At 55.4% G+C, this 25,808-nt stretch carries 23 protein-coding genes, 1 rRNA gene and 3 pseudogenes; 14 read left to right on the top strand and 13 right to left on the bottom strand.

All coding sequences use genetic code 11. The features are described from left to right. Nucleotides 1-197: ribosomal RNA gene (locus VI234_RS19410) — 16S ribosomal RNA — on the bottom strand; the annotation flags it as partial. Between the two features lie 410 nt (nt 198-607). On the opposite strand from VI234_RS19410, the gene VI234_RS19405 reads away from it, so the two are divergent. Further along, nucleotides 608-844, top strand: a complete 237-nt coding sequence (locus VI234_RS19405) for a hypothetical protein (RefSeq protein ID WP_336330978.1) — start codon at nt 608-610, stop codon at nt 842-844. 84 nt (nt 845-928) lie between these two features. Here the strand turns inward: VI234_RS19405 and VI234_RS19400 are convergent, their stop codons facing one another. Next, complete coding sequence (locus VI234_RS19400; protein ID WP_007190011.1) at nt 929-2,185, bottom strand: orc1/cdc6 family replication initiation protein; 1,257 nt, start codon at nt 2,183-2,185, stop codon at nt 929-931. 616 nt (nt 2,186-2,801) lie between these two features. Next, nucleotides 2,802-2,942: pseudogene (locus VI234_RS19395) on the bottom strand (IS1595 family transposase); the annotation flags it as partial. A 563-nt stretch (nt 2,943-3,505) separates the two neighbouring features. On the opposite strand from VI234_RS19395, the gene VI234_RS19390 reads away from it, so the two are divergent. Beyond that, nucleotides 3,506-4,330 carry a hypothetical protein gene (locus VI234_RS19390; RefSeq protein WP_336330977.1) on the top strand — a complete coding sequence of 275 codons (825 nt, stop codon included), beginning with the start codon at nt 3,506-3,508 and terminating at the stop codon, nt 4,328-4,330. Nucleotides 4,331-4,484: 154 nt separating this feature from the next. Beyond that, the gene (locus VI234_RS19385; RefSeq protein WP_336330976.1) at nt 4,485-5,477 is read left to right on the top strand and encodes a hypothetical protein; all 993 of its coding nucleotides are present in this window, start codon (nt 4,485-4,487) and stop codon (nt 5,475-5,477) included. 1,107 nt (nt 5,478-6,584) lie between these two features. Here the strand turns inward: VI234_RS19385 and VI234_RS19380 are convergent. From VI234_RS19380 to VI234_RS19355, 6 genes are all read right to left on the bottom strand, one after another. Next, complete coding sequence (locus VI234_RS19380; protein ID WP_442905041.1) at nt 6,585-8,891, bottom strand: pentapeptide repeat-containing protein; 2,307 nt, start codon at nt 8,889-8,891, stop codon at nt 6,585-6,587. Between the two features lie 76 nt (nt 8,892-8,967). Next, a complete protein-coding gene (locus VI234_RS19375) occupies nt 8,968-9,909 on the bottom strand; it encodes a hypothetical protein (RefSeq protein WP_336330974.1) in 942 nt (313 codons plus the stop codon). Between the two features lie 16 nt (nt 9,910-9,925). Further along, on the bottom strand, nt 9,926-10,405 hold the full coding sequence (locus VI234_RS19370) for a DUF2617 family protein (protein ID WP_336330973.1): 480 nt from the start codon (nt 10,403-10,405) through the stop codon (nt 9,926-9,928). Further along, on the bottom strand, nt 10,405-12,198 hold the full coding sequence (locus VI234_RS19365) for a spermidine synthase (RefSeq protein ID WP_336330972.1): 1,794 nt from the start codon (nt 12,196-12,198) through the stop codon (nt 10,405-10,407). Before VI234_RS19365 ends, VI234_RS19370 begins: the two co-directional genes overlap by 1 nt. A 44-nt stretch (nt 12,199-12,242) precedes the next feature. After that, complete coding sequence (locus tag VI234_RS19360; protein ID WP_239642353.1) at nt 12,243-12,839, bottom strand: hypothetical protein; 597 nt, start codon at nt 12,837-12,839, stop codon at nt 12,243-12,245. Further along, nucleotides 12,809-13,189 (bottom strand): AbrB/MazE/SpoVT family DNA-binding domain-containing protein, encoded by a 381-nt coding sequence (locus VI234_RS19355; protein ID WP_336330979.1) that lies wholly within the window; start codon nt 13,187-13,189, stop codon nt 12,809-12,811. Before VI234_RS19355 ends, VI234_RS19360 begins: the two co-directional genes overlap by 31 nt. Before the next feature lie 274 nt (nt 13,190-13,463). Between VI234_RS19355 and VI234_RS19350 the strand changes: the two genes are divergently transcribed. From VI234_RS19350 to VI234_RS19340, 3 genes and pseudogenes are all read left to right on the top strand, one after another. Next, on the top strand, nt 13,464-14,327 hold the full coding sequence (locus VI234_RS19350) for a hypothetical protein (protein ID WP_336330971.1): 864 nt from the start codon (nt 13,464-13,466) through the stop codon (nt 14,325-14,327). A 125-nt stretch (nt 14,328-14,452) separates the two neighbouring features. Next, nucleotides 14,453-14,798: pseudogene (locus tag VI234_RS19345) on the top strand (IS5/IS1182 family transposase); the annotation flags it as partial. Nucleotides 14,799-14,956: 158 nt separating this feature from the next. Next, nucleotides 14,957-15,694 (top strand): hypothetical protein, encoded by a 738-nt coding sequence (locus tag VI234_RS19340; protein ID WP_008313732.1) that lies wholly within the window; start codon nt 14,957-14,959, stop codon nt 15,692-15,694. 183 nt (nt 15,695-15,877) lie between these two features. Here the strand turns inward: VI234_RS19340 and VI234_RS19335 are convergent, their stop codons facing one another. Continuing rightward, nucleotides 15,878-16,402: an ArsR/SmtB family transcription factor gene (locus VI234_RS19335; RefSeq protein WP_008313730.1), complete on the bottom strand. Its 525-nt coding sequence runs from the start codon at nt 16,400-16,402 to the stop codon at nt 15,878-15,880. Nucleotides 16,403-16,603: 201 nt separating this feature from the next. On the opposite strand from VI234_RS19335, the gene VI234_RS19330 reads away from it, so the two are divergent. The 5 genes from VI234_RS19330 to VI234_RS19310 all read left to right on the top strand — a co-directional run bounded on the left by VI234_RS19330 (nt 16,604) and on the right by VI234_RS19310 (nt 20,993). After that, nucleotides 16,604-16,819, top strand: a complete 216-nt coding sequence (locus tag VI234_RS19330) for a heavy-metal-associated domain-containing protein (protein WP_336330970.1) — start codon at nt 16,604-16,606, stop codon at nt 16,817-16,819. Between the two features lie 4 nt (nt 16,820-16,823). Then, the gene (locus VI234_RS19325) at nt 16,824-18,743 is read left to right on the top strand and encodes a heavy metal translocating P-type ATPase (protein ID WP_336330969.1); all 1,920 of its coding nucleotides are present in this window, start codon (nt 16,824-16,826) and stop codon (nt 18,741-18,743) included. A gap of 25 nt (nt 18,744-18,768) precedes the next feature. Continuing rightward, complete coding sequence (locus tag VI234_RS19320) at nt 18,769-19,422, top strand: hypothetical protein (RefSeq protein ID WP_336330968.1); 654 nt, start codon at nt 18,769-18,771, stop codon at nt 19,420-19,422. After that, entirely contained in the window at nt 19,359-19,910 is a 552-nt protein-coding gene (locus VI234_RS19315) for a hypothetical protein (RefSeq protein ID WP_442905042.1), read from the top strand. Before VI234_RS19320 ends, VI234_RS19315 begins: the two co-directional genes overlap by 64 nt. A gap of 63 nt (nt 19,911-19,973) precedes the next feature. Further along, nucleotides 19,974-20,993: a hypothetical protein gene (locus VI234_RS19310; protein ID WP_336330966.1), complete on the top strand. Its 1,020-nt coding sequence runs from the start codon at nt 19,974-19,976 to the stop codon at nt 20,991-20,993. 99 nt (nt 20,994-21,092) lie between these two features. Here the strand turns inward: VI234_RS19310 and VI234_RS19305 are convergent, their stop codons facing one another. Further along, nucleotides 21,093-21,413: a hypothetical protein gene (locus VI234_RS19305; protein WP_191449738.1), complete on the bottom strand. Its 321-nt coding sequence runs from the start codon at nt 21,411-21,413 to the stop codon at nt 21,093-21,095. Nucleotides 21,414-21,631: 218 nt separating this feature from the next. Between VI234_RS19305 and VI234_RS19300 the strand changes: the two genes are divergently transcribed. Next, a complete protein-coding gene (locus VI234_RS19300; RefSeq protein WP_336330965.1) occupies nt 21,632-21,814 on the top strand; it encodes a hypothetical protein in 183 nt (60 codons plus the stop codon). A gap of 289 nt (nt 21,815-22,103) precedes the next feature. On the opposite strand, the gene VI234_RS19295 is transcribed toward VI234_RS19300, so the two are convergent. Further along, nucleotides 22,104-22,364: a hypothetical protein gene (locus tag VI234_RS19295; RefSeq protein WP_336330964.1), complete on the bottom strand. Its 261-nt coding sequence runs from the start codon at nt 22,362-22,364 to the stop codon at nt 22,104-22,106. 85 nt (nt 22,365-22,449) lie between these two features. On the opposite strand from VI234_RS19295, the gene VI234_RS19290 reads away from it, so the two are divergent. Beyond that, nucleotides 22,450-22,695 (top strand): hypothetical protein, encoded by a 246-nt coding sequence (locus tag VI234_RS19290; RefSeq protein WP_336330963.1) that lies wholly within the window; start codon nt 22,450-22,452, stop codon nt 22,693-22,695. A 218-nt stretch (nt 22,696-22,913) separates the two neighbouring features. Here the strand turns inward: VI234_RS19290 and VI234_RS19285 are convergent. Continuing rightward, nucleotides 22,914-23,521, bottom strand: a pseudogene (locus VI234_RS19285) (IS6 family transposase); the annotation flags it as partial. Nucleotides 23,522-23,657: 136 nt separating this feature from the next. On the opposite strand from VI234_RS19285, the gene VI234_RS19280 reads away from it, so the two are divergent. Beyond that, complete coding sequence (locus tag VI234_RS19280; RefSeq protein ID WP_336330962.1) at nt 23,658-25,070, top strand: class I SAM-dependent methyltransferase; 1,413 nt, start codon at nt 23,658-23,660, stop codon at nt 25,068-25,070. Nucleotides 25,071-25,808: the final 738 nt, after the last annotated feature.

Raw genomic sequence — 25,808 nt, 5'->3', positions numbered from 1 at the left:
CCGGAACGTTTCTAACTCTCGGCACTCCAGCATGAGAGTTATATCCGCTATTGGCCTCAGTTTCCCGAGGTTATCGCGGTCTGTAGGGTAGTTTGGCCACGTGTTACTGAGCTATATGCTACGAGTCTGAACTCGTGCAACTAGCATGGCTAAATCGGACTCCGATAGCAATGGCCTCCGGCAGGATCAACCGGAATGTGCTGATATACATCAGCGGCGGAAGTGGTTGCACTCCGTCGGAAGCTAACACACTGGTTCCTACACCAGTGTTGACTACTGCATGGGTCCGTGGGCTCACATCAGATTCCATCTTAACGGCGGACCGCAGGGGTGGAATCCTCATACACGAACACGAAGCCTCGGTGGCCTCGCATTCTAAGCGAGTGACCCAGGCCACCATGTTGGTGGCGTTGGGGTGTCGTTCCGAGAACGCTGCCCGGCGCGACCTTCGCATCACATCCGATGGGAGGGGAGCATATAAATGGACGGTCTCGAGCCCAGCGTGTTCAGGAACCACACAGGACATGTGTCGCATACTCACTAGAGAAATAGCCACATTGTCTAATCCGATACAACCATCATTTCACCCAGGTAAGATATTGAGTACATGGCTGTCGACGATGAGAAATCCTCACGAGATCGGGTTACGCTGGCTCATGAAGGTGTTGCGTTTTACGACCCGAACTACTACCAGATACAACTCATTCGAACTGCTGTGAGCGTTCTCTCGTCACATGGATTTGACCGGACGGACATCCAGCCATATTACAGAAACTCGAGATACGACCCTGAGCGAGTGGTCATAGTACAAGAAAGAGCTACCAGTCCTGCATTACACCGTTAGTTCATGTGAAGCCAATACCGAAACACACCACTGTTTCCGCAGCTACACACCACCATTTCCGAAGCTTTTGATGAAGAGCGTGATTCAGTAATTCGAAAGATTCGCTTGCAACATATTATTGTCTTCAGCGGTTGATTGGATGATATTCGCGACTTCTTCGAATCGTGAGGTCGACAGCAAGACATCAAGGACGGCTTTGAGCGGAACATCAAGCTCGTATTCGTGATAGCGACCAGCGGAAAGACCTTCATTGCGCTCGTACACGCTGATGAGTCCGAGCATATTCATATCCGATAGATGGTCACGGACACGCCGTTCGCTGACGCTATCGGCGTCGAGCCGGTCGCAAATTTTGATGTACCGGTCATAGAGGTCACGAGAACGGATAGGAACTTCGTCAAGCGCTTGGTGATATGCAAGCGCACACAAGACAGCGTGTCCCTGTGTCGTGAGTTCTTGCATACCCTCGTAGAGCTGGTTCTTTTCGAGTTCATCCTGCGCATTCCGAACGAAATCGCCAGTCACGGTCTCAGCCTCTTCAGCCTGAGCGATTTCACCTGCTTCCCGGAGGAGACGAATCGCCTGCCTTGCTGATCCAGTGTCCTGAGCGGCAAAGGCTGCACAAAGGGGAACAACATCGTTTTCGAGCACATCGTCGTGGAACGCCTTCTCAGCCCGTGGATTGAGAATCGATCGCAACTGATTGGCGTCATATGGCGGAAACAGAATCTCTTTTTCTGCGAGTGTATCCTTGACTTTCGGTGAGAGATTCTCCCGGAACTGGAAGTCATTGCTGATTCCGACGATAACGGGACGAACACCGTCGACGTAATCATTTGACCGAGCGCGAGGCAGTCCGTAGAGAATATCGTCTGATTGCCCGATGTTGTCAATCTCGTCAAGTACAATCACGACAGTGCCACCGAGAGAATCCAATTCGTCATAGAGTAGATCGAATACCCGTTGTTGTGAATAGCCTGTCGTACTAATCCGATCTTTCCCCTGACCAAGACGGAGTTCATTCACGAGTGCAACGGCAACCTGATACGATGAGGAGAGATTCTCACAGCTGACCCAGATAGTCGATAGTTCCACATCGTCGTATGCCACTGCATCTGACTCGAGATGAGAGAGCATGAATTTCGTTGCAACAGTCTTTCCGGTACCGGTTTTTCCGTAGAGAAAAATGTTGGATGTGGGTCGGTTATCGATTATCGGTTGGAGAGCTCGTTGGTACTTTTCCAGTTCGTCATCTCGTTCCCGGATATCTTCTGGTTCGTAAGAATCGTCAAGAGGGGTCGCGTCTGCAAAGATCTGCTGATCCCGTTCAAACATCCCCATGAGAGAGTAACTCTTAGCACGATATCATAAAGCCACCGGTCCCTAAGCTTCCGAAGCGTCCGGAGCTTAGAAGTATATAAAGAAGGGCACACCACTATTTCCTATGCTCTATTCTTTATAAAACACACAGACACCACTATTTCCGAAGCTATCGAATATCTGCATAGGCCTTCGAATTCCATTCTATATAATGAAAGGTTTTATTACTATAGATAGTTAACCAAACCCGTACTGCAATAAAAATAATAAGCAATCGAAATATAAACACTAGCAACTAACAGTTTGACAATTGGATGTTCTTGAATCTACCAATTACTGCTGGAATCTACAACCCCCATCCACATGTTGTTCCCATAGCTTCGGAAACAGTGGTGTGAGGGTCACTCCATTTTGCAGTTGTCAAAAGCTTCGGAAACGGTGGAGGGTTCTGTAGTGACCTTGGTAGTGAAACCCTCGAACTCAGACCTCAAGCCACTCTGACTGTCCGCCTGTAGAGCTACATACGTTCACAGCGAATTCGAATCTTGATTCGATAAGGGGTTCACACGCTCTCATGATCTGGCATCACTACAGCTGTTGTTTCTCAAACGCTCTTGTGGCGTAGATTGTTGGTGGATTAGAGGGCCGTTTTGAGCGCTTCTTTTCCCGGTTTTCGATAGTTTCGATAGACATGACGACAAAGTTGGAATGCTCTGAGATACGGCATCAGTTTGTCCTTGGAGGTGCCTCGATGGGGCGAGAGCCAAGATCGCGCCAGCAAATCTGTGACAACAGATTCGTGGTCCGACGCTCCGAGACGAACGTCTTGAGTGGAATCATGCTTCGTCGGGTGGCGCGTTCGCGCCACCCTTGCCCGATACGACTTTTAGCTGCATCTGGAACCTGATCAACAATCTGCTACGCAAGAGCGTTCTCAAATCTGGCGTATTGAGAGGAATAGCTTCGGAAACAATGGTGTGTCGTTACCATGCTTGGATCACAATTTCTTTTGGGACCTAAGCCACTATTTCCACCGGCTACGGCTGGATTTCGACGTGATTGCTTCGGAAACGGTGGTGTGTATAGGAGGATGGTTTCTTCTCTATTAGCCCGTCAACTAGATGAGTAGAGTACTAGCTGAATGATCTTGGTCGGGTCGAAAAGCTCCGGAAATAGTGGTGTGTGGTCCTTGGGTTGGTTCCAGCAGGAAATCAGTGTGAGGTCAGAATACTGACGGACTGAATGGCTCATAATCAAGCACTACTCACTGCATTCGCGGCCTATTAGATCGTACTCTTACGAGCGATTTTGTTCCGCCTCGGTGGCTGGAGGCTTTCCAGTATGTTGCCGACAGCCGAACCACCGTTCGACCCGATCTTCCTCGAGGAACCGCCGCTCAGTCCAAACTACGAAGGAGCGATCATCAGCACAGTCGGCTTGCCATTCTACGCCGACGTCACTCGCCCCGATGAAGTGCCCGCTGACGAGCGCGAGCGAACCATCGACCTCGCGGAACGTATCCTACGTGCCGGCGGCGTCCGAACCGGCTTCGGGCACCACGAAGAAGTCCGGACCTCGATGGAGTCGTGGGCTCCAAATGCTGACGAGGAATGCGATGCTGACCCCGGCTACTGGCGGTCGTCAGTTCTCTTGCTGTCGCCCCAAGAAATGAACTTCGGGCAGCTAAACGGCGGACCTGAGGAGAAACACAAGAAAGCCAAGACGGTGCTTACGTGGGCCAGAGAGTGTATCAACAGCGACGTCCTTCAGGAGATCGAGCGGTCCCAAGCCGAGGACATCAAGCAAGCGTGGCGCGACGCCGCAGAAGCCGAACTGATCCAACGTGAGATCGAGCAGTTCGCCGAGGACCCGCCAGACAAACTCGATGGGTGGCAGAGACTTGACGCCGATCATGACACGGTCAAGGTGGCCTACGTCGCTGACAACCACGGGACGCCGTCGGTTGCAGCCGTCTTTGAGGGTGCTGACAGCGAGTTGGAGGCGCTTGAGTTCACGCTGGAGGAGTGGCAAGAGAACGACGGCAATCCTCGTGCGGCAAGGCCAAATCGGTTCTGTGTCACAACTGATGGCGACGGGGCCTACGCCCAACTTCGGTCGCATCTGTTGACCTTCGAGGTTGAGCCGATGGAGGCACTCGAAGTGTAGATCATTCCTGCGCTGAGCATGGTCATATCCCAGGTTCACCACACCGTGTTTCGAGTGTAAACACTACTGCCGTCTGGTGGTTTTTCACCGGAAACGGTGGTGTGTATGCACGCGTGAGCAGTAGTCATTTGATGATGGCAGTGCTGGATCAAATATGTCGTTCAGTGTCAACTGGCATACGCTGTTGGAGGAAGCTGATGAACTCCCATCTGATGCAGTGCTGGTGACGCCACTCTCGCATACGCCGTTCCGGATCAGTGAGACACAGGAACACCGAATCATCGTCGACTACGTGGAACAGGATGAGACACGACCACTCCAGCGCGAACAGTTCGAAACGCTGTTTCGTCGGGTGCATGACGAACCAAATCAGGAGTTCGCTCTTGACCGATTGCCACCCGACGCCGAGCCGTTCGCTACGGTCTGGTCGCTTCATCCACGAATAGAGATTGATGAAGACGCCGGCATCATCCGACAAAGCGACCTCGAAACCACGACACAGATCGCTACGACCGGTGATGGGGACGAGGACACCGAGCGCACTGAACCGGATCTGCAAGTGTACAGCGACGCACTTCTATTGACCGACGCGCTTGAGCGCCACGACGTCGAGACATTTGGCGATATCGAGACGGATACACTGGTGGACCTGTACACGATGCTGTCGGATGTCCAGCGCAGTGCCAACGACCTTCGGAAAGAGGTTGCTGACGTCATCCTGAGTCGGCTCCATCATGACCAGCCAGTCAGTGGGCAGTTTGGCTCCGTCCAGCGAACTGCACGCCGTCAACGCTCGCTCAAAGACGAGGAGACTGTGCTGAACGCACTGGAGGCCGCTGGGATTGACCGTGAGCGCGTGACAAGCGTTGATCGAGACAAGGTGGACGATGCTCTTGAGGTGACTGAACTGTCTGAGACAGATCTGTACGATATCGAGAGTACCGAGTACGTCCGCAAAGCCGATGTTGACGAGGAGACCAAAGAGACCCGGCTTCAGGGACTGAAAGATCGCCTTGTCGCCAGCGATGCTGATAATGAGGAAGTCCAGCAGCTCCAAGACGAGATTGCGGAACTCGAAGACCGCATTGAGGATCTGACCTCGTTTGATTCCGGGGCGTCCTATCACACGTCTTCAGCGACCGAATAAGCGCTCATCGGTCGTCTGTATCAAGGGTTTCCTGTGGTCAGTACAGAAGGCATATCTCCCAATTCGATTTGGAGAAAGTATTTGACGCACAGTTCCTCAGCATCTGTTATGAATCGTCGCCGGGTCCTCGCCTCACTCAGTACCGCTGTATTTGGGTCTGTAGCGGGCTGTACTGAGTCACTTCCGTTTGGGAGTGACCCTCCTGATGCTACAGAAGTTGTCAAGAGTTACCACTATCAGGGGACCGAGTTAGTCGTCCAACTCAGCGAGGAGTTTGACATCAAGCAGGCCAGCATTTACAATTCGTCGAGCGATGCAGAGTATGCGTCTATAGAACAGCCCTCATCGAACTGCCGGTTTCAGGTGGTGTTCCCCGACCGCTTGGAGACATATGCGACGAAATCGCTTCACCTCAAACTGAAAACAGCTAGAGGGACAGTCACCGAATGGATCTGGAAGGGCCCTGCCCACGGTCGTGTGTCAGATGTCGACGTCGGCCCAGAAGGTCAGGCACAGTTCGATATCACGAACCAAGGCGAAAGGCCGCTACTCGTTCGGTTTGTTGCTATCTCTGGCGAGGTACCCAATCCAACAGTTGATCCACAGAGCGAATCGTTCGACTTTTCGACTCTTGGGTTTGGCCCAGGCGTATTAGGAACCGGATCAAACCGCCCACAGTCCTCGAATCGCTTGGATTTAGTCATTTCACCAGGCGAGACAGCACCGTTCGAGACAACATATGCACCGTTTGCAGTTCCTGCGGACAGCAACGCTGAGTGGGATAGATCGGAACGGACTGGGGAGATCACAATTGTACAAGGGTCTGGTGGGAGTACAAAATACGACTTTACCTACCGTCTCAACGGTCAATAAGCACACCTACCGAACGGCTATTCCAGCGAGACAAATGTTGGAACGATAGGATCAACAGGGCTGCGGAGGAGGATGTCAATAGCTGGGCCATCGGTGGGAATCCTGAACTTTCCGCAGCAATACTCTACTTGACGTTCGGTTCGTTTGTCGGCTTTAACAGATTGTACCTTGGCGGGGTCCGTTTCCGGTAGCTTCATTGCCCGGTAGACGCGTTCAACTGCCTTTCTGGCGTGGTTAACTCCCACCAAGCACCCGCTTGAACAGGGTAAACGTGAGCAGCGTGAACAGGAGTCCATTGAGCATCCCCTGACTCGCCGCGAGGAGCTTCGCTCCCCACCCGATAGGACCGATTCCGCCGTAGCCGATGGTCGAAAAGGAAATATATGAGTAGTAGATGCCGTTTCCTATTACTGCCAGTTGGTCCTCGGCATTCCAGACAACGCCTGCCCCAGTCTCCAAGGGGCCTCCGAGGACATACAAAATACCGTATACGAGTGGAAGAAGAAACGTAAGCGCAGCAATCCGCGGGAGTCGATTCCCGTAGCCACAGGTAAACTGCATCACACGGTTCAGGACGACACTAGCCCCCTTCTTTGCCTTCGTCGTTGCGTCCAGCGAGTATTCGTCTCTGATGAGACTGAGATTTTTTCGCCGGTTATAGTGGAACCGCTTGTATTCGAACTCGCGACTCGCGGGTGTATCGCCGACGTCGTTGGCACTCGTCATTGCTTTCCGGTAGGTCTCTTCAATCACCTCGGGAGTCATTTCCACGCTGAAATCCCCAGTCGCGTTGTTCCCGCTGAACTCGTGTAGAACCCAGTCGTTCCGCTCTAAGTACGAGTGGTGATCCGAGAAGTCGAAATGGTCGAAGTCAGTACGGCAGAACCGAAACTGATCAAGCAGTTCACCGGACCCGTTCTCGCTTCCCAACTGGACGTTTCCGACCGTGGCCTCGGTGAAGTCGAATGGAATATTGGAATCGCCGGGTTCGACGATTTGGCCGCCACTAATACTCGCTCTGACGAAGTTCATATAGATATCATCGTCAAGCGCGTGGAGACGGATATGCACCTCACCAGTAACAGTCGCGCCGGTGAAATCAACCTCGACCGCGAACCTGGTATCCCATAGAGACAGGTTCGTGAACGTAGCCTCCCGAAACGTAGCGTTGGTCTCGAAGACCGCCTCCTCGAATGTAGCGTTATCTTCGAGCGATTTTGCTTCCCCCTCGAAGAGCGCACCCACGAAGCTGGCTTCGGCCTTGAACGTCGCTCTCTTGAAGCTCACGTCCTCGTGAAACCGCACTTCGTCGAAGGTCGCAGGCCCACCAAAGGTCGCGTTCACGAAATCCGCGTCGCCGTAAAACTCCGTTTCGAAGGCACCAACAGAGCCTTCGAAGGTGGCGTCGTGGGCGTGTACGGGATCGCTGAACACTGCCCGGTCGAGACAGAGGTCGCCGAGCACGTGCATATCATGGCAGTCGACCCGGGCTTCGAACTCCGCACGGTCGAGGTTGAGCCGCCCATCAAACGTGGTTTCGCTGAAATCAGCGTACCGGAACCGGGCTAGCTTGAAATCAGCATCCCCACGGAAGTGCGCATTGTCGAATGCGATATCATCTTCAACGGTACGGGCGCCGCCATTAAACTCGGTTCCCCGGAAGTTGGCACGTCCATCGACAGTAACGTCGGAAAACGTAGCGTCTTCGTTGAACGTGGCCTCATTGAACGTTGCTGACCGGCGGAACTCTGCAGTCGCGAATGTGGTGTCATCGCCGAATATCGCGTGGGTAAACGTCGCATCATCGTCGAATTGCGTGTCGGCAAACGTCGCACACTCAACCGCTGCGCGATTGAACAATGCGGCTGACTCGAAGTGAGCGCCAGCAAAGGAGATATGATCGTCTAATTCGTGGCTGGAGCCACGTGCGGTGATGTTCCGAAATGAGGTCTCCCCGGTAAATGATGCGTCTCGGAAGCTCGTATCCTCGTCGAAGGTCGCTTCATCGCAGTCGACACGACCGTGAAACTGTGCCTGAGAAAAGCGGACATCTTCGTGGAACGTCGTCTCATTCGCCGAGAATTCGTCGGTGATCGTGACTGCTGTCGCCTCAAGAATACCCGATAGGATGGCATCGTCGAGCTTGAGACTGCCAATGGTCGCCTCCCGGAGATTGATTCCTTGCGCAATGTGGCCGTGGGTGACGTCTAGTGCCGCGATATCGGCATGTTGAAAATTGAGCAGATGGTTTGTCGCCCCGTCGATTTGCTGATATGTGAGCGACATTGTGGGAAGGTCGGCCCCGACGTACTCGTTACTTCGCGGGTCCTGGGAGGTGAGGTTCTCACGGAGTGTCTGCACGATATCGTCATCGGTCACATCGAGTGACCGGCGCTCGGCACGCGACATATGGAAGATACAGTTGTCGCTCTCTGCGTGAGACTCGTGTGGGCACTCCCATGTTGTCTCGATATACGCGTCTGTCTCGTTTGACGGGTCAAAGCGATACGAACATGTCTCGGCGTCGGGGACTGAGCTCATACGTCGCTAGGGGAGAGTGAACTGGGCATTGGGGTAGCTATTCAGTAGCGTGATTGTTTCTTTGGGGCATGGTCGTTCAAAAAATCTCACGCCGTTCCTCCGGAGTGAGCGATGTATCCGGGGCGGAGTGTGCGCAGTGTTCGCACTCGTAGCTGCCGCCCCCTTCTTCGTACGTAATGATTGGCATCCCCAGTATGAAGAACGCCTCCTTTTGTTGGCGTTCGATGATCGCATCAGCGGCTTCACCACACCCTCGACACCAGTCCTCATCCTCGGCAACCGACTGATAAGTCACCTTCGCGCGGCCGAACGTGACCGCGCTGTACGCTTCGTCTTCGGTCGTCTCAATGAGATCGTCAGCCGGAAACGGCTGCACGTCGATCGTATTGTCGAACCCGGTTTCGACGGCCGTGTCGACGTCGATGTAGGGACCCAGGTCGACTCGATTGTCCCGACCGACAATATGGACCTCGACAGAGGCATCGCCGCGAACAATGAGTTCGTTGTTCGTCCCAATGAGATAGCAGCTGACACTGCCTGTCGCGCCTGTCACGTTAACGGTGGACTGACAGCCTGAGAGAACGACTCCAGTGTTGGGATCCGTTACCTCTCGCTGTTGTTGCCAGCCACTCACCGTGACGTCGTAGGTTGCGGGGTCACGAGACGGTGCATTGCTTGTGCCGGCGTCAAAGACCTGTTCGGGGCCACGCGCTGAGAGTGCCCCATCGACAGCGCCGTGAGCGATGAACACGTCCTCGGCTGTGCCAACCGCGAGGTCACCATGGACGCCATCCGGTTCCGTGTAGCCATCCTCCAGCGTACCGGTGATATCAGTCACCGGGTCGGCCACGTCAGCAGCCGGTGTGATTGGCACGCCGGTGAAGACGTACTCGACGTTCCGCAAGTCGAGATCGCCGTCAATCGAGTCGGGCTGTACATACATGTCTTCCAGTCCGGACATCCGAACCGGTGTCTCTATGCCGCCGTTGAGAGTTACGTCGCCTGTGTACTCGCTCATGGTGTGAATCGGTCCGTTAGATGGTGGTCGGGGCCCAGTACTGCGTGATGCTTGTGGTGGTAACCACCAGCAAGTCGTGCTCTGGGTAGGTGTGATACGTCTCGAACGTCCTGTCGTCAGTCGTGATCGCCGTATAGGCACGTGGCCCGAACTTGTAGCAAAGGTCGTAGTCCGCTTCCGGATCAAATTCCGATAGTGGGAGAGTCATTGCCATGCTAGACACACCGTGTGGACTCGCAAGTGAGTCCGTACAGCCCTGTTCGAGTGGAATGACCTCGGCATCCTGTTCGGAGATGGGTTTGCACGAGCAAATTTCATGGAACCCGAGCGAGTCGGCAGTAACGGCGTGTGAGTTGCCGATGACGCGGAAGGTAGCTGTCTCCCCACAGAAGGGGAGCGTCTGTGCTTGCTTTACATCCATCGCGTTGAACGACGGCGGCACATCAGGATGTGCCAGATAGAGTTCAGTCGTGGTCTGGTATGTTGTATCGCCCATTATTTAATGAGGATATCGTAGTTTGGATGGAACACACTATTCGGCCGGACACCGGCGTATCTCGGCGTGTCTACCCACTCGACCGTTTGGTAGCGGTGCTGATAGCGGTTCATGTATGCTGTGCCGTTATGTGGCGCAAGCGAATCGCGCGGTGCCGGTGCGAGCAGGGTGAACCGCTCGACGCGCTCTGTCTCGCCATCTGCGTCAATATCTGCCCATGCGAAATACGGTGCTGCACTCGTCAGGCCGGCTTTGTGAACCGTGTTGTAGTACGCAGTCCTGTGCTGGGCGTAGCTGTACCGTGAATACGTCCACGTCGCGATCACGCCGTCTGCTGTAAGATGCTGGCGCAGCTGACTGTAAAACTCCACAGAGTATAGCGGGAGCAGGTCGTCGTCGGTCGCCCCAGGGATGTCCAGCAAGATTACGTCATAGCGCTGCTCGGACTGCTCGAGGTACTGGACCGCGTCTTGCACGCGCGTCGTTTTGTTTTCATATCGATAGGCTCCATCGTGGTACTGCGAAAGGAACGGATCGGTCTTCGCCCGCTGCATGAACTCGCCGTCGATATCGACGTGGTCGACACTAACCCCGTGTCGTTGCAGTCGGTCCATCGCCGCCCAATCGCCCCCACCGATGAGGAGAACCTTCGTGTCAGTACTATTTTCGAACATTGACAGCGGGACGTCGACGAGCCCTTGGTGATAGCTGTCTGCCCACGACTCACAGAGTTGGACAGCGGAATCCAATCTGAGACAGCGTTCCGTGGTGGCACCGAAGTACGGGTTGTCGCCGCTGCCGGTCCACGTTCGGTTGTACTCCGTGACGCGTTGGTACCTCGTCGTCCACGTGTCTGTGACAGCGACGTCCATCGCCCCCGGAGCGTACTCCAACTCGAATTCTCGTTCGAAGTAGTACTCAGAGACGTCCTCGCCAACCGGGCCCGCGTTGACAGCCGCGACGCCCGTGCTTGCTGTGACGAGCAGGCAGACTGCGAACAGCGCCTTCCCCGTTGATCCTACTGGCTGTGGGAGTCGGCTTCGAAGCGTTGGTTTGTGTGTGTTCGCCGTCGTGCTCGCGAAGATTAGCGCAGCGACGCCGTTCAGGAACGCAAGGACGAACACCGACGGTATGAGTCCAACCGCCGGATAGAGGAAGAACACGTAGACAAGTGAGCCGACTAACCCGCCAAGGTAGTCAAAGCCCAATACTGCTGCATAGGCACTTGTTTCATCGGCTGGGTCGCTCGGCGTGCCCTCTCGCTGCCTGATGCTAAAAGCGGCGCCCAACACCACTCCAAAGGCCCGATTCAGATGGCTGGTGAGCCGTCGAACCCTGCGGGCGATACTGGAGGGGCGCCGCGCCGTATCCCGAACAGATTCCGATAGTGTGGTCAACAGCGGCAACTCGAACCCTGAGAGGAACCCGATTGTGACAATTGGGAGCCGGGCAATCGCGCCGACTAGTGGCGCGTATGCAGCGGGGTATCTGAGCGTTCCGAGCAGGATGACGAGGAGGAACCCAAGCGGTGCAACGACGGCGAGGTACGTTTCGACACGGAAGAAGTTCGACTCGGGGTCTGTCTCCAATCGGCCTGAGAGGAACGATCCTAGCCCCAGCGACGAGAAGAACAATCCGATGGTGAGGCCGTACTGAGTGACGCTCCCGCCGAAGACAACTGTGTAGAGTTCGGCAAAGACGAGTTCGTACGCAAAGCTACACAGCGCAACGATAAACGTGAGCGCGTGCAGCAGCGGGACGCTGTGGCGCGGATGGTGCGGTCGTGGTGTCATTGGGGGGACTCAGGGCGATGGACGGCGGACGGGCGAGCTGTGGGTCAAATTCGGGGTGAGACCTTCCACTTCTGGGCTATGCTGTAGGTATCATTGTCGTCCTTGACGAGGACATCGACGGCCTCCCAGCCGAGATTAGTGCCGTCGGCTGCGGTAGTGTGCGTGCCGACTCGGTACCAGCCTGCGTTCGTGACGTCGATACTAACTGTATCATCGGGATTTTGCCACGTCTCATCCCACGAAACCGGCCCTGGCGCAGGCAGCTCCTCGTCGGTGTCGCTTACTGGGCCGATGCGGGCAATGCCCACCTCGGAGATCTCGGTTTCGGCCCGGCGCACCTCGTCATCGTGGTCATCGTACCACGTCCCAACGTAGGCGCCACCGTGGTACTTGGCACGGCCTCGTCCAGTACGAGGCGCATCAGAATAGGAGGAGCCTCGGCCACGACCAACAGCACCGCGGCCACCGCCACCACCGCCTTTCTGTGCTTGGGCCGCTCCAACGGGACTCAGCGAGCCGATGACCGACAGTCCACTCGGTGAATCCTTGGCGTTGCTGTCGAGTGATTGCGCGTTCTGTCCATTGATTGGGACGCCGTCTCGTCTGGTGGCTACCCACGGGTCGTCGACGAGCTCAGCCAGCAGTTGGGCGCTATCGATTGTAACTGTGCTGAGGACCCGGGATCGGCGTGGCGGCGGGCTCTCTGAGCTACTACAGCCAGAGAGTCCGACCAGACCGGCTGTCGGAAGGAGGGCTGCGCCATGGAGGAATCTACGTCGGTCCACAGTGGGCCTTTGTCGGTGCATATAAAGAGTTTTTTGTTCAGAAGCGTGTTTCCTGCAAGGATACCCTTCCACGCGTCAATCGCCTCGGGGTCAAGCCCCGAAAGATTCCCGTCGTCGTCGACATGCCATCGGATTTTGTCACCAGCTTCAACAACAGCCTCTCTCCGTACCACTGCTGGGACCGTCACAGAATAGCTCTCGTTCACTGTCGTTTCGTCTTCGACTTCGTGGGGCAGATATACAGGTTCGGGGTAGTCGATAAAATAATTCGCCCCTAAATTTGCCGAGGGATAGTGGTTCTCAGGGACGTGATTGATCCATATTCGAAAGTACACGATACACTTGTTTCACTCACGTATACAGGTAATGAAACTATATTCAGCGATTGATCTTGTAAGCCGATAGGAATCTTTGCCAGACATGACACACCATCGATACGCGATCGAAAAACATTCATCCTGTTTGAATGTTCGGTCTGGCATGCGGCGTCGCCAATTCCTCGCAAGTGGAATAGCCCTCCCTCCAGTCGCGCTAGCCGGATGCGCACATCCAGCCGTTTCGCTTGACATGAGAGCGGCATCAGCAGACGACATCGCTAGTGAAGTTTCAATGATAGCGCAACCTGATTCAGGAGCGTACGGAGTCATGGCGGCAGCCGTTGAAAACGGTACCGCGACACGGCAAGGCTATGACCCGCTGTTAGATGGCAGTGATACTGTTAGGTTCAACAACTCCTTTTATCGGGTTTCTGAGACTATGCTTGGAACAAGTGAGGTGACTGTCTATGAGGTGTCTCTTGATTTCAATCCAACTGAAGCGGCACCGGAATTCGGTGAGATTCAATACGAGAATCTACCCAAAAGTGATCGTGAGCATTTCGACTACTTTTTTGCGGACGAAAATCCGCCAGCCGACGGTGAAGACTCGATTGACATTGAATATGGCCCTGTATCAGAAGTCAGCGACGACTCAGTGTTTGTTCCAGACCCACAGTACGATGTGCTGATCCATGACGGCAATCGGTATCAGATAGATGTTAGCTCACACTCCAGATCCCAGACTAAGTACCAGTATGAGGTGACGAAAATCGCACCAGATAGTGACATACTTGCCGACCGAATTAGAGAACAGTACTTGTTCACTCTCACAGACCTCACAGACGCTGAACGAAAGGTCGTGGAAGAAGCGATCGACAGTGCATATTACGAGAGGGACGAAGCCTTCCAGTCCGTGATTGACCGGATTCGCGAGCATGAGGGACTCAATGTAGGTGAAGGATACGGTACCTGGCTGATAGAATACGAGAGTGCCGAGTATATCACTCACGCTGAATGGGTCGACTGAAAATATCGTCCATATCCTGTCCGCCGCGTTGGAAATCCGCGTTCGCCGCGCTCAGGAAACAGACACGTTAGAGGGTGTCATAAAACGACCAACACACCAAAGAGCAGGGTCTATGCTGAGGTGGTATGCGCTCAGCGACCCTGCAAGATGATCCTTCGGTAGAGTCGTTCTTCAATGTCGCGGAAACCGAGACGTTAGCGTTGTTTGAGCCTTTCTCCTTCGAGTTTCTCGTAGAGTTCGACGTGTTCGCCCCGGCGGAGACGGGGCGAACACGAGAGCACAAGCCACCAGGGCTGATGCGTGGTTTCTTCCACTGCTACTACCACGACACCTTCGGCATTCGTCCGATTGAACGGGAGCTACAGAATACGGTTGTCTGGCTTGGCTGTGGCTTCGATCGACCGCCGTCGAGAGACGCCGGTCGATCGCTTCCTTATCGACCTCGAACACGTTGTTGACGAACTGTTCGATGAAGAGATTTCGACCACGGTTGGAGAATCGATTGAGGTTGAAATCGACTGCTCGCCTGCCGCTATACCTCATCCATCTGATTCTTCAGGGAGAGTACCAGTCGAAACCGTTCGTTCTCGGGACGGAAATCGAAGCGATTAATCCCCTATGCCAGAATAATGGTTCGGATGGAGGGACTATTGTTTCTGGGTGTCTTCGCCTGTCTAGCGGGCATCACAGTCATCTTCTATATTGCTGTCCGGCAGAGGAACGCTCCCGCAGTAGTCAACACGGCCGTGTCGTTTCTGCTGGTGTTCATTCCGGTTCTCGTCGATGTCCTTGCCCACTGGTTTTACGGAGTCCGAGTGGGACTTACCCCGGAACTTCCACTATGGATTGCCGTCACCGGTCTGTTTCACTCCTACGGTATGCTCGGTCCATACGACGAGATCTCTTGGTGGGACCACCTCACCCATACGCTGTCGGCGGCACTCGTGGCAGCGTTGCTATATGCTGGCGTGATAGTCGCCCTCGAGTATGCACCGGTTTCGGCCGGAAACAGTCTGATCTGGACCACTGTCGTGTTGGTTACGCTTCTGTCAGGAGTATACTGGGAGCTGATCGAACTTCTCGCGCGAGAGTTCGGGAGAAAGTTTGACCTCCCACCTGTACTCGATCACTATGGCCGCCGGGATACGGTCTTGGACCTGTTCTTCGACGTTGTCGGCGCGGTGCTCGTCCTCGTTACCGATCTGCGACTGTTCGTCCCAATGGCGGAGGTCTCCCCCGAGACGACGGTAGCGGTGCTGGTCGTAGTCCTCGGTGGGTTGGTCGTCGGATCGCTCGTCATATCGTTAATCGTCGTCGTCGAGCAAGCTGAGTCTAAAACGCAGACACACTCCGGTAGATTTGACTGATTCGGTGCCTAATTCGAGACTCGATCTTATGTAGTTCCTCAGTCTCTTATCGGTGGATAAGGCGAATACCCCGAGGCGAGTCACTCAGTCATAATCAGAACGATCAGTATACAGCCTTCAGCGACCGGTTGTTTCGTGCCGTGTCGTATCTAATGAAATTCCCACAATCCCGAGGTTTCTCCCTCAGGAATCTCTGTGGGCACAAACAAACGCACGTCGCAGGACGGTCAGAAGAACATACGACTCGTACTTCTGGGTCTGACAGTGCTCGCAGGGCTGCATATCCCCGACGATCTCCTCGATAGTGTCGTCGTACTCGTCGGTGAGCGTGGTGAGTGCGTCCGTAATCTGGGGCTGGACAGCGTCGATCATCTCCTCGACGGCGACGTCGGCGGAATCTGGTAGTGAGTACGAGAGAACGATCGTGTTTGCGTGGTAGTACTTTGTCGTCCCGCCGCGGCCCTCCTCGAAGCGAACGACGTCAACGAGGCCAGCATCCCGTAACTCGTTGATGTGGTGGCGAACTGTGTTCTCCGTCCGGTCGACGCCACGATTGTCGAGGTGTTCGTGAACCTCGGTCGCGGTCAGAGCCTCCTCGGACAGAATGTCGAGGATCATCGCCCGCATCGGCTCGTCAATGGCGTCCGAAACCCGAGTATCTCGCACCGCGATGTCATCAAGACGGTGGTCGGTATCGGAATTACTCATACGAGAACTGAGCGCGAGCATGCGGGAAAAGGTAGCGGGACAAAAGTTAGGCAGGTGTCTATCGTAGAATCGAGTACAGAATGGACCCGCAATAGCGAAAGCTCTAGACGACCGATTTGACTGTTCCAACTCCCCATATCTGTATTCAAACATATCATCTAAAAAATACTTATTGGGGTACGGGCACTACCTCAAACTGTAATGAGCGACACAACCCAGTTCCGCGTCCTCGACTTCGATTGCCCGTCCTGTGCGAGCACCGTCGAACGCGTCCTGTCGAACGTCGCCGGCGTCCAGCACGTCGAAGTCCACTACGCCACCGGCCGCGTCGAGATCGAGTACGACGACAGCGTCGCTGACCCCGACGCCTTCGTACAGACCATCGAAAGCCAGGGGTACACGCCCCAGACCGCCTAAAAACATGAACAAACAATCAATCACGCAGTACTACCGGAAACACCGGAAGGCCATCGTCACGGCGACGAGCGGCCTGCTCTACGGCGGTGGCTGGAGTCTCGGCTACCTCACGAGTTTCGAGATGGCAAGCGCCGCCATCCTCGTCCTGGCGACGATCGTGGGTGGCTACGACATCGCCAAGACCGCCTACCACGAGGTCACCAACCGGACGCTCGGTATCAAGACGCTCGTGACGCTGGCCGCAATCGGGGCCATCGTCATCGGGGAGTACTGGGAGGCCGCCGCCGTCGTCTTCCTGTTCAGCCTCGGCAGCTACCTCGAGGGACGGACGATGCGCAAGACCCGGACAGCCCTCCAGGAGCTGCTGGAGATGACGCCCGACACGGCGACTGTCCGTCGCGACGGGGAACTCCAAGAAGTCCCCGCCCGCGAGGTCGAAGAGAGCGAAGTCGTCGTCGTAAAGCCAGGCGGGAAGATTCCGGTTGACGGCGATGTGATTGACGGCGAGAGCGCTGTCAACCAAGCGCCGGTCACCGGCGAGAGCGCGCCTGTCCACAAGGCCGACGGCGACGAGGTCTACGCCGGGACGGTCAACCAAGAAGGCGCACTGGAAATCCGAACGACGGGTGCGGGCTCGGATACGACGCTCGAACGCATCATCCGCCGCGTCGAGGAGGCCCAAGAGGCTCAGTCGCCCACGGAGAGTCTCATCGACCGGTTCGCGAAGTATTACACGCCGGCAGTCATCGTGCTCGCTATCGGTGCGTACGCCGTCACGCAGAACGCGATCCTGTCGCTGACCCTGTTGGTCATCGGCTGTCCCGGCGCGCTGGTCATCGGGCCACCGGTCAGCATCGTCTCGGCCATCGGCAACGCCGCTCGGTCTGGCGTGCTGATGAAGGGCGGCGAACACCTCGAACGCGCCGGCAAGACCGACCTTGTCGCCTTCGACAAGACCGGCACCCTCACGAAGGGCGAGACCACCGTCGCCGATGTTGAGGGGTTCGGCGTTGCTGATGACGAGGTCCTCTCACTCGCGGCAACCGCCGAGAAGAAGAGCGAACACCACCTCGCCGATGCCATCGTCGACGCGGCCCGCGAGCGACCGACTGCTGCGACGGACGGCGGAACGACGGTCGCCCGGGCGGACGATACGGACGCGGGGCGCAGGTCGGTCCCCGATCCGGACGACTTCGACGTGGTCGCTGGCAAGGGCGTCATCGGCCATACCGATGGCCAGGAAGTTGTTGTCGGCAACCGCGCACTGCTGGCCGACCGCGGCATCGACATCCCCAGTCGGGTCGCCGACTACGTCCGCGAGCGTGAGGGGCGCGGCGAGACGGTCGTCCACGTCGTCCGCGATGGGGACATCGTCGGTGCAATCGTGCTGCGGGACGAACTCCGGGAGACTGCCCCTAGCGTCGTCGCGGCACTCCAAGACGCCGGCATCGAGACGGTGATGCTCACCGGTGACAACAAGCGGACGGCCGCCGCCGTCGCCGAGGAGGTCGGCATCGACGAGTACCGCGCCGAACTGCTCCCCGAGGACAAACAGACGGTCATCGAGGGCTACCAAGCCGACGGGCACGTCGTCGCGATGGTCGGCGACGGCATTAACGACGCGCCGTCGCTGGCGACCGCCGATGTCGGCATCGCGATGGGTGCTGCGGGAACGGATACCGCCATCGAGACGGCTGACATGGCGTTGATGGCCGACGACCTCGAACGCATCCCGTATGCGGTCAAACTCAGCAAGGCGACGCGCTGGAACGTCCTCGAGAACGTCGGTCTCGCGGTGCTGACCGTGACCGTCCTGCTGGCGGGCGTGCTCACCAGCTACGTCACCCTCGCTGCCGGGATGCTGGTCCACGAGGCCAGCGTCCTCCTCGTCATCCTCAACGGGATGCGACTGCTCCGCTACTGACCACTAGACACGATCACCATCACTCATGACATCGAATTCCACTGCGACTGACGCGACCCAGGCTAGAACCAATTGGCAGGTCAACTACGACGTCGATCCGATCGAAATCCGCGACCCCGTCGCGGAGGCCCTCGGCGTCCTCGAACCGAGCGAGCCGTTCATCATCACCTACAGAGACGCGGTGAAAGAGGCGGGACACTCCTGTCCGACTGCCTCAGGTGCCTACCGGATCGTCCAGCTCGGACTCGACGCCCTGTATCCCGATGACTATCCAGTCCGGAGCGAAATCGAGGTGCAGGCGGCCGGCCCGCGAGATGACGCCGCGTACGGCACGATGAGCCGTATCATCTCGTACGTAACTGGCGCGACCGAAGAAGACGGCTTCAGCGGGCTCGCCGGCGGCTACGGCGGCCGCCGCGATCTCCTGCGCTTCGATATGTTCGACCCGGGCACGGCGGAGCCGACGTTCCGGTTCCGTCGAACCGACACTGACGAGACCATCGAAGTGACCTACCACGTCAGCGATGTTCCTGACGGTGGACCCGTAATAGGGAACCTCCAGGGGATTCTCGACGGGTCGGCAAGCGACCACCAACGGGAGGCCTTCGCTGACGCCTGGCACCGCCGCGTGCAGGTCGTCCTCAGAGACGACTCGCTGTTCTCCGTCGAAGGGGTGTGAACGCGGCGGGACCCCTCACACTCGTAAACGAAACTGCCAAGGCCGATTGTCTCGAAACAGTCGAGGTCGAGCTAGCTGTCGAGTACGATATCAACTCCTTCGACGAGTGGCGCAATCTCGTCGACCCAGACTACGCCATACACGGACGGACCGTTGAGAAGGGCACGATCATCGACGACTTGCTCGACAGACTTGAAGGCCACTACCGCCGGCAGTCGTCCTCTAGGTATGAAGCCCCGGACTGGAATCTCACGGTGACCGGCTCGGCGACTGCTTGGCGACGACTCTTCATGGAATTTTCCCAGATGCGAGGTTCAGATTCCGACCGTGCCGACAAAGGCTCTCTTCGTCTCAAACGGTTGCTCGCCGCAGACCTCGTAGACACAGGCGCAGCGCTGGCTGCCCTCGAACTCATCAACCAGTACGATCTGGACAGGGCCACGGACACGTTCATCGCAGAAGTGACGGACAGCACGGACGGCGAGTAACCAACTCGTCCTGTCTTGGTCTCTGTCGGTTTGTGCTTCCCTCGGGGCTGGAGTTTAAATACGATGACGAACGCAACCAAGCGTGTGACTGACCGGAATCCTGAGTACGATCCCGCTGATATCCTCGGCGCAGCGAGTTCCGATCCTGAAACGAGGGGGAACGGACGGGAACGAGTCCTCGAATCCACCGGCTATCCCGACCGTACAGAGGATGAGACTCGTACCTGTCGGACCTGTGGTCAGGATATCCCACGGGATGAACGCCAGTGTCCGTTCTGCGCTCAAACCGGCGTCTCAGAGATACCTTCCGACGATCAAGGTAGTAGTCCACTTGGGGAGTGGACATTCGGGCGGGTAGTACTCGCACTCGTCGAAGCGAACACCGACTTCCATGCACGAGCCCTCGGCGCTGCGGCCTTCTCCGTTTCCGACAGCATCGCGAGCGGCGAGGATGTCTCTCACGGGACGGTGAAGTGTCGAGCAGCGTTCGGGACCGAGCCAGCCGCCACTCTCACGCAGGGCTGGCCCGAGCTGCCGACCGAAACCACGATCGACGAGGAACCCGGACAGGCGCTCTTGGAGACGGCCGACGAACAGACCAACTGGGACGGGGATGGAGACGATGTCCAGCCACGGATCTATCTTGAGGACGGGTCGCCAGTCACCGACCGCTCGGAGTTCCAGCAGCTCACGGATGAGTTCCGAGAGGCTGATGGGATGTACTGGCTTGTTCCCGGCGTTGTGAAGCGCCATCAGGCAAGAGCCGAACCGGAGATAGTCGGAATTGGGTTCTACTGTCGCCAGTGTGGCGCCGTGACGGGACACGAATCTCACGGGCTCGATGGCTTCGAGTGTCACCCACATCTTGACCGGCTGATCTGGACCTGCAGGGAGTGTGGGCAGCACCGACACGAGCCCGAACAGGAAGATGACACGGCGGACGTCACGGGCTATGAGCATCTTCCCGACGGCGTCTCACCCGAGGACATCCACGCCGACGAGCCAGACTTCCAGGAACAAGCGTTTCAGGACCAGATCGGTGCCTATCGCGAGCGGAATGGCTTCTTCCCGTGGGAGCGGTAGCTGTCGTGTCGGCAGAGCGTAACGGTTGTTCAGGGTGCCATAGAACCATTCGTAGCTCACATTGTAGTTCTCGCTGAGCAGTCGGTACAGAGTACAGCTTTACTTGGGTAAGAAAAACATCAGGAGCAAGGTTAGGAACCCGATTGCGACTGCTCCCGCAGAAACAAGGTAGAATCTGCTTCTTCCTGGCCTGTCCTCGTCAAATATAACGAGCCCAGCCTGTGCGCTTCGGCCCATATGGATAAGGAGAATTCCACCCCAACTGATTGCCATCCACAGTGAATTCGTATCAAACATTGGTTGGATACGAGCAGTATACGAATCTGAAAGCAGTTGAGGGGCATACCCAACGGCGATGACGAGTAGCAACTGAATGACTCCGACAAAGACTAAAAGATGTCCATATTCCGAATCATCCATGTACAGGGAAGAGAGGCTTCACGCAAAATAGCTCTGATGAAGTAATCGGTGGCTATGTTGCCGGAAACACACCAATCCTTGCCGTTGGAGGTTTCATATGTGCTGGAACTGTTTTAGGCTGTGCGATTAGCGATGCAATTCGAGAGAACACTCCCTGTGGTGCCCAAAATCTTGAGTTCTATTGGAATGAGACAAATCCGAATCATCCACTGGTGGTCATGATAGAATGTACGGACATTTCTAAAGATGAGAAAGAACAGACCGCCGAAGACTTTGGAGAAGATTTGCAGGGTTTCGCTGACGATGCCGCTGACGTGACTGTTGAGGTAGGACAAGAAGCTGCTGATGAAATAGACGATCTACTTGATGAAGGGGCCGATGAAATAGATGATAATAGATAAGGGTGAAGGCATCCTTCTCGGGGAACAGGATACCGTAATCAAATTCCCCACCACTCTACATATTGAGCCAGATGGTTTCAAGAAATACATTAATGTGGATGACTGGATACCTGCTCTACCTGCTCTCGGCGGCTGTGATGGCATTACCCCAGACGACCGGTTCCAAATCAGATGCAGTACTGATAATAGCAGCGGCAATCGTCGGTCATATTCTGCATGGATTGCGGGTACGGTATTTTCGATAACGCCCGGGGACCTATTACCGAGGTGTCCGGATTCACAACGACGGCTAACTCGGCAGTAGCCGATCCAAAACGACACTCGTCCCGTCTTCGGTCCGGGACACTGTATTCTCCAGCAAGTGCTCGTCATTTTCGTCGACGTCGAGAATACCGGGTTCGACGAGACGGTGACCATCCTCCCGTTCGGCGGTGAGGGTCAGGCACAGCTGGCCGTCGACCTTCCCACCGGCTACCGAGATTGTACCGATTTCGTCGGGAAAGGAGACGATTGTCCAACTATCGGGTTTCCGGACCCGCAATTCGGTCATCAGTTCTTCTTCTCTCGGCAAGCAGTATCAGCACTCTGGCTGGTATCCGAGCCATTTTGTGTCTCCCTCGGAGCCGGAGGAGATCATGAGTACGACAGCACCTTCCTTCGAGGAGTATGACTTCGACCGCGGCGACCACGTTCGAGCCGACTGGACCGACGGAGACGGCCCACTCGATGCAGTCGTCGGAACCGTTACAGAGATTTCGTGTTCCGGCGGCAACGTGATCGTCTCTGTCGAGGCTGACGACGACCAGTATCCCGACCGCTCGATCTACGGCGGGACCCATGATTGCGCTCCCGAGTGGGTCGAACCGCTAGAGCAATCCTAGTCTGACAGCAAGGGAACTCGCCCGTATTTTGTGAGCCTCCACCGGGTGAGAGGCGTTCCAGAGAAGGCCTATCAGCCATATCCGAACAGGCAGGCGATCCAGACCAGTACCAAGATGGATCTGTCACACTTGCTGAACTGGGGGTTGGGTACCGTCTAGTTCTGTGCCTCCGCAGTTGAGCCCGTCTAACGCTTGGTTCGGTCTTTACTGTCGTATTAGCGTCTGAACCGTCTTAGCCAGCGTTTCACGCTTGACTGACTACCCTGCCAGAATAAATGTAAGCGGTCGACTCGCATAGTCATCGTCTGGAACCTCTTTTCAATGGGGTTCCGGTCGTGGTAGCTGAGGTGACCGTTCAGACCGGAACAAGAGAAGGCAGTCAGATGCTAACCAGCCTTGACTAGAAAATCTGAATCGGCGAAATAGTGTTTCTTGGCAAATCGATACAGAAACGCCGCCGCAGGGACAGTCCCGTGGCAGCTGAACACGTCTACTTCAAGCAGTAGCTTTGGTTCCATGTCGACAGCGGTGTAGAGCCATTCTCTTGACCGTCTACCTTGACTTGTTTTCTCATCGGCCATGACTTGCGACTACGCTGCCGTCGGCGGGCGCTCTAGTCTTCGGCAAGTGTCCTTCCAGTATCAAATCGCTTGATAATAGCGATCGACGCTCACCAGCCTAAGATGGCCTCGATTTCACATAATGACCATCCTATCGAGTGAAGTCTAACCGCGAAACAGTGGACGGGTGTCGGCGTACGTTTACTCTTTGAAACATCTTGATTCTACACGTTTAAGCGTTCTCTAAGTAGGTCCGCGAGTTCCATGATCAATTCTCGCTACGACCTCCCCGCCTCCCAACTCCTCATCAAAACAGTACTGCTTCCGGCATAATATCATTAGGCTGGATTCGAAATAGAGAGTATGTCCACTTTTCGCGTTCCCAATCCGATCGCTGATCGAATGGTTGAATTTCTCTTTGAAGACACCGATTCTACCTACGGGAAGAAAATCCTGTATCCGGGGTGCGGTGAAGGCGAATTAATCGCAGCTGTGGAACGATATTTCAAAGACTCTGTGAAAAGCCCACCAACCGGGGTTGCAATCGACACCAATGAGGAGAGCATTGAGACTGTTCGAGAGAATTACCGTGACCGAGTGACGGTCCAGAAAGGAGACTATTTGAGTGCGGACGCACGCCTTGACTCGTTCGAGTTCGTCCTTAGCTACCCACCGACAGTTAGGTGGAGTGAGATTAGCGAGGAAAAACAACAGGAGTATGCTACTTCTTTTGCGCAAATATCTCCGGATACGGCCCGTATTCACACTGGGCTGCTGTTTCTTGAGCGATCGCTCCACGTCCTAACAGAGGACGGGAACGGTGTATTCCTGACTACGAGAGGTTTCAAAACGGAAGAGAAGAAAGGTCCGTTCCGAAGCTACCTAGCTCCGAAAGTTGCGGATATTAAACAAATTGACCATGACTATTTTGAGGCCGATATTCCAGATATGCTCCTGAAAGTCAATAGTCCGGAATCAGATGAATTTGACCCCGCGATATCAACAATCCGTCCAGATCCATCGGAAGTTGAGACCCAATTGATGGCGAGTGCAACTTCGCCAACAATTACTGATCCTGCTCGCTGTATAGCGACATGCTTTCCGAATTTAGACGTCTACGGAACTAATGATGATGCCGCTTTCGTCTACTTGGATCTCTACTATGAGGACTACGACGCTGCATTCGTCTTTGACGACCCAGAGCAATTCGAAGGATTTCGGGGGTACGTTTCCAGAGCGGAGATGAATATCCGAGGCGAAGGCTCTGTCACCGAGCACGTACTACCACTGGAGGACTCGGACTGCATCGGTCCAGAAGAAGAGGTCGGAACAGTGATTGAGCGACTGGGAAGAGACGGAGAGCGGTTCTGTTTTGTCGGGACGCCAGACAGTCCGGAGGGAATCGTGACTCGCTTTGACCTGAATAAGGTCCCAGTCTACCAATATCTGTATGTGATGCTCTCCCGGTTTGAGATTCAGCTGCGAGAGATCATCCGTGAATACGTTCCGAACTGGGAAGAGGAGACGGATGTGTATATTTCGTCAGCATATGTCGGAGAGCTTGCTCCAGATAAGCTATCTGGTGGGACGATTGGGGACCTGATCGACATCCTTTCTGAGACCGATGAGATGGGAAGGATTCAGCCTAATCTTCAGACATATGAGGCGGATATAAGAGATATCAAGGACCTTCGCGATGCTGTCGCCCATTACAACCCGCTTGTTCACTACATGAGTAATGATACGGAGAGTGATTGGACTGCAGGCGATTTACGCGCCCGATACAACCTCTTGTTAGATATCGTGGAATCGTAGATGCCTCCAGACCTCGAATCAAGACGCCGGCGGATGCGAAGAACACGAGAGGCTAGCCTCTCAACCAGCGCAAACAAGAGAAACAACGCTCGGAACGAATCGAGTTGATGACACTCAACAACGGTGAGGACATAAGTCTTGCTCGCTGGATCGAACGGGTATAAAGAGTGCCCCGTGAGGATCAATACACGGACTGTTGGCCTCGCGACAGATTAAAATTCGGAGGTTTGGGAGACTTATGCGGATGATCGAAATGTGCTGATCGAGGTTATATATTAACAGATCGAGATGTCATCTCGCCCGATCAAGAGGAGTTCTATATGAGCGCCCGTCCGATACTTGGATTCCGAGAACGACTCTATATCGACTGGGATCCTCTACGCCTTGTACTTCTACAAACACCGAACGTTCAACAGCGAATAGGGGTTCCGTGTACTCACGAACGGGCGATAACCCGATAATCCGGACAGACAGCCAAGAGATACCGCCTGAAAGCAGGTTGGAAAATCCGCCATCCAACAATCTGTTGGCGGATATGTATACGCTGATCAATCGTCTCCCGACAGCCCCGAATCATCAGAATCACAAAATTTTATTTGGCTCCCCCACCTAGCCAGTCTCAGTACCTCACAAAGCGTCACCCACTAATCCGATCTGAGTCACTTCTTCTGTCTCGATGAGCCGTCTGTAGCGGTCGATCTTCGCTGAGGGTGGATGGAGCTGTCGCTGTCGGCGGCG

The organism is Haloarcula sp. CGMCC 1.2071, assembly GCF_037078445.1.
Taxonomy (GTDB): Archaea; Halobacteriota; Halobacteria; order Halobacteriales; family Haloarculaceae; genus Haloarcula; species Haloarcula amylolytica.
Note: the sequence above shows the minus strand (reverse complement) of the source record. Positions and strands in the feature narration are given on the sequence as shown.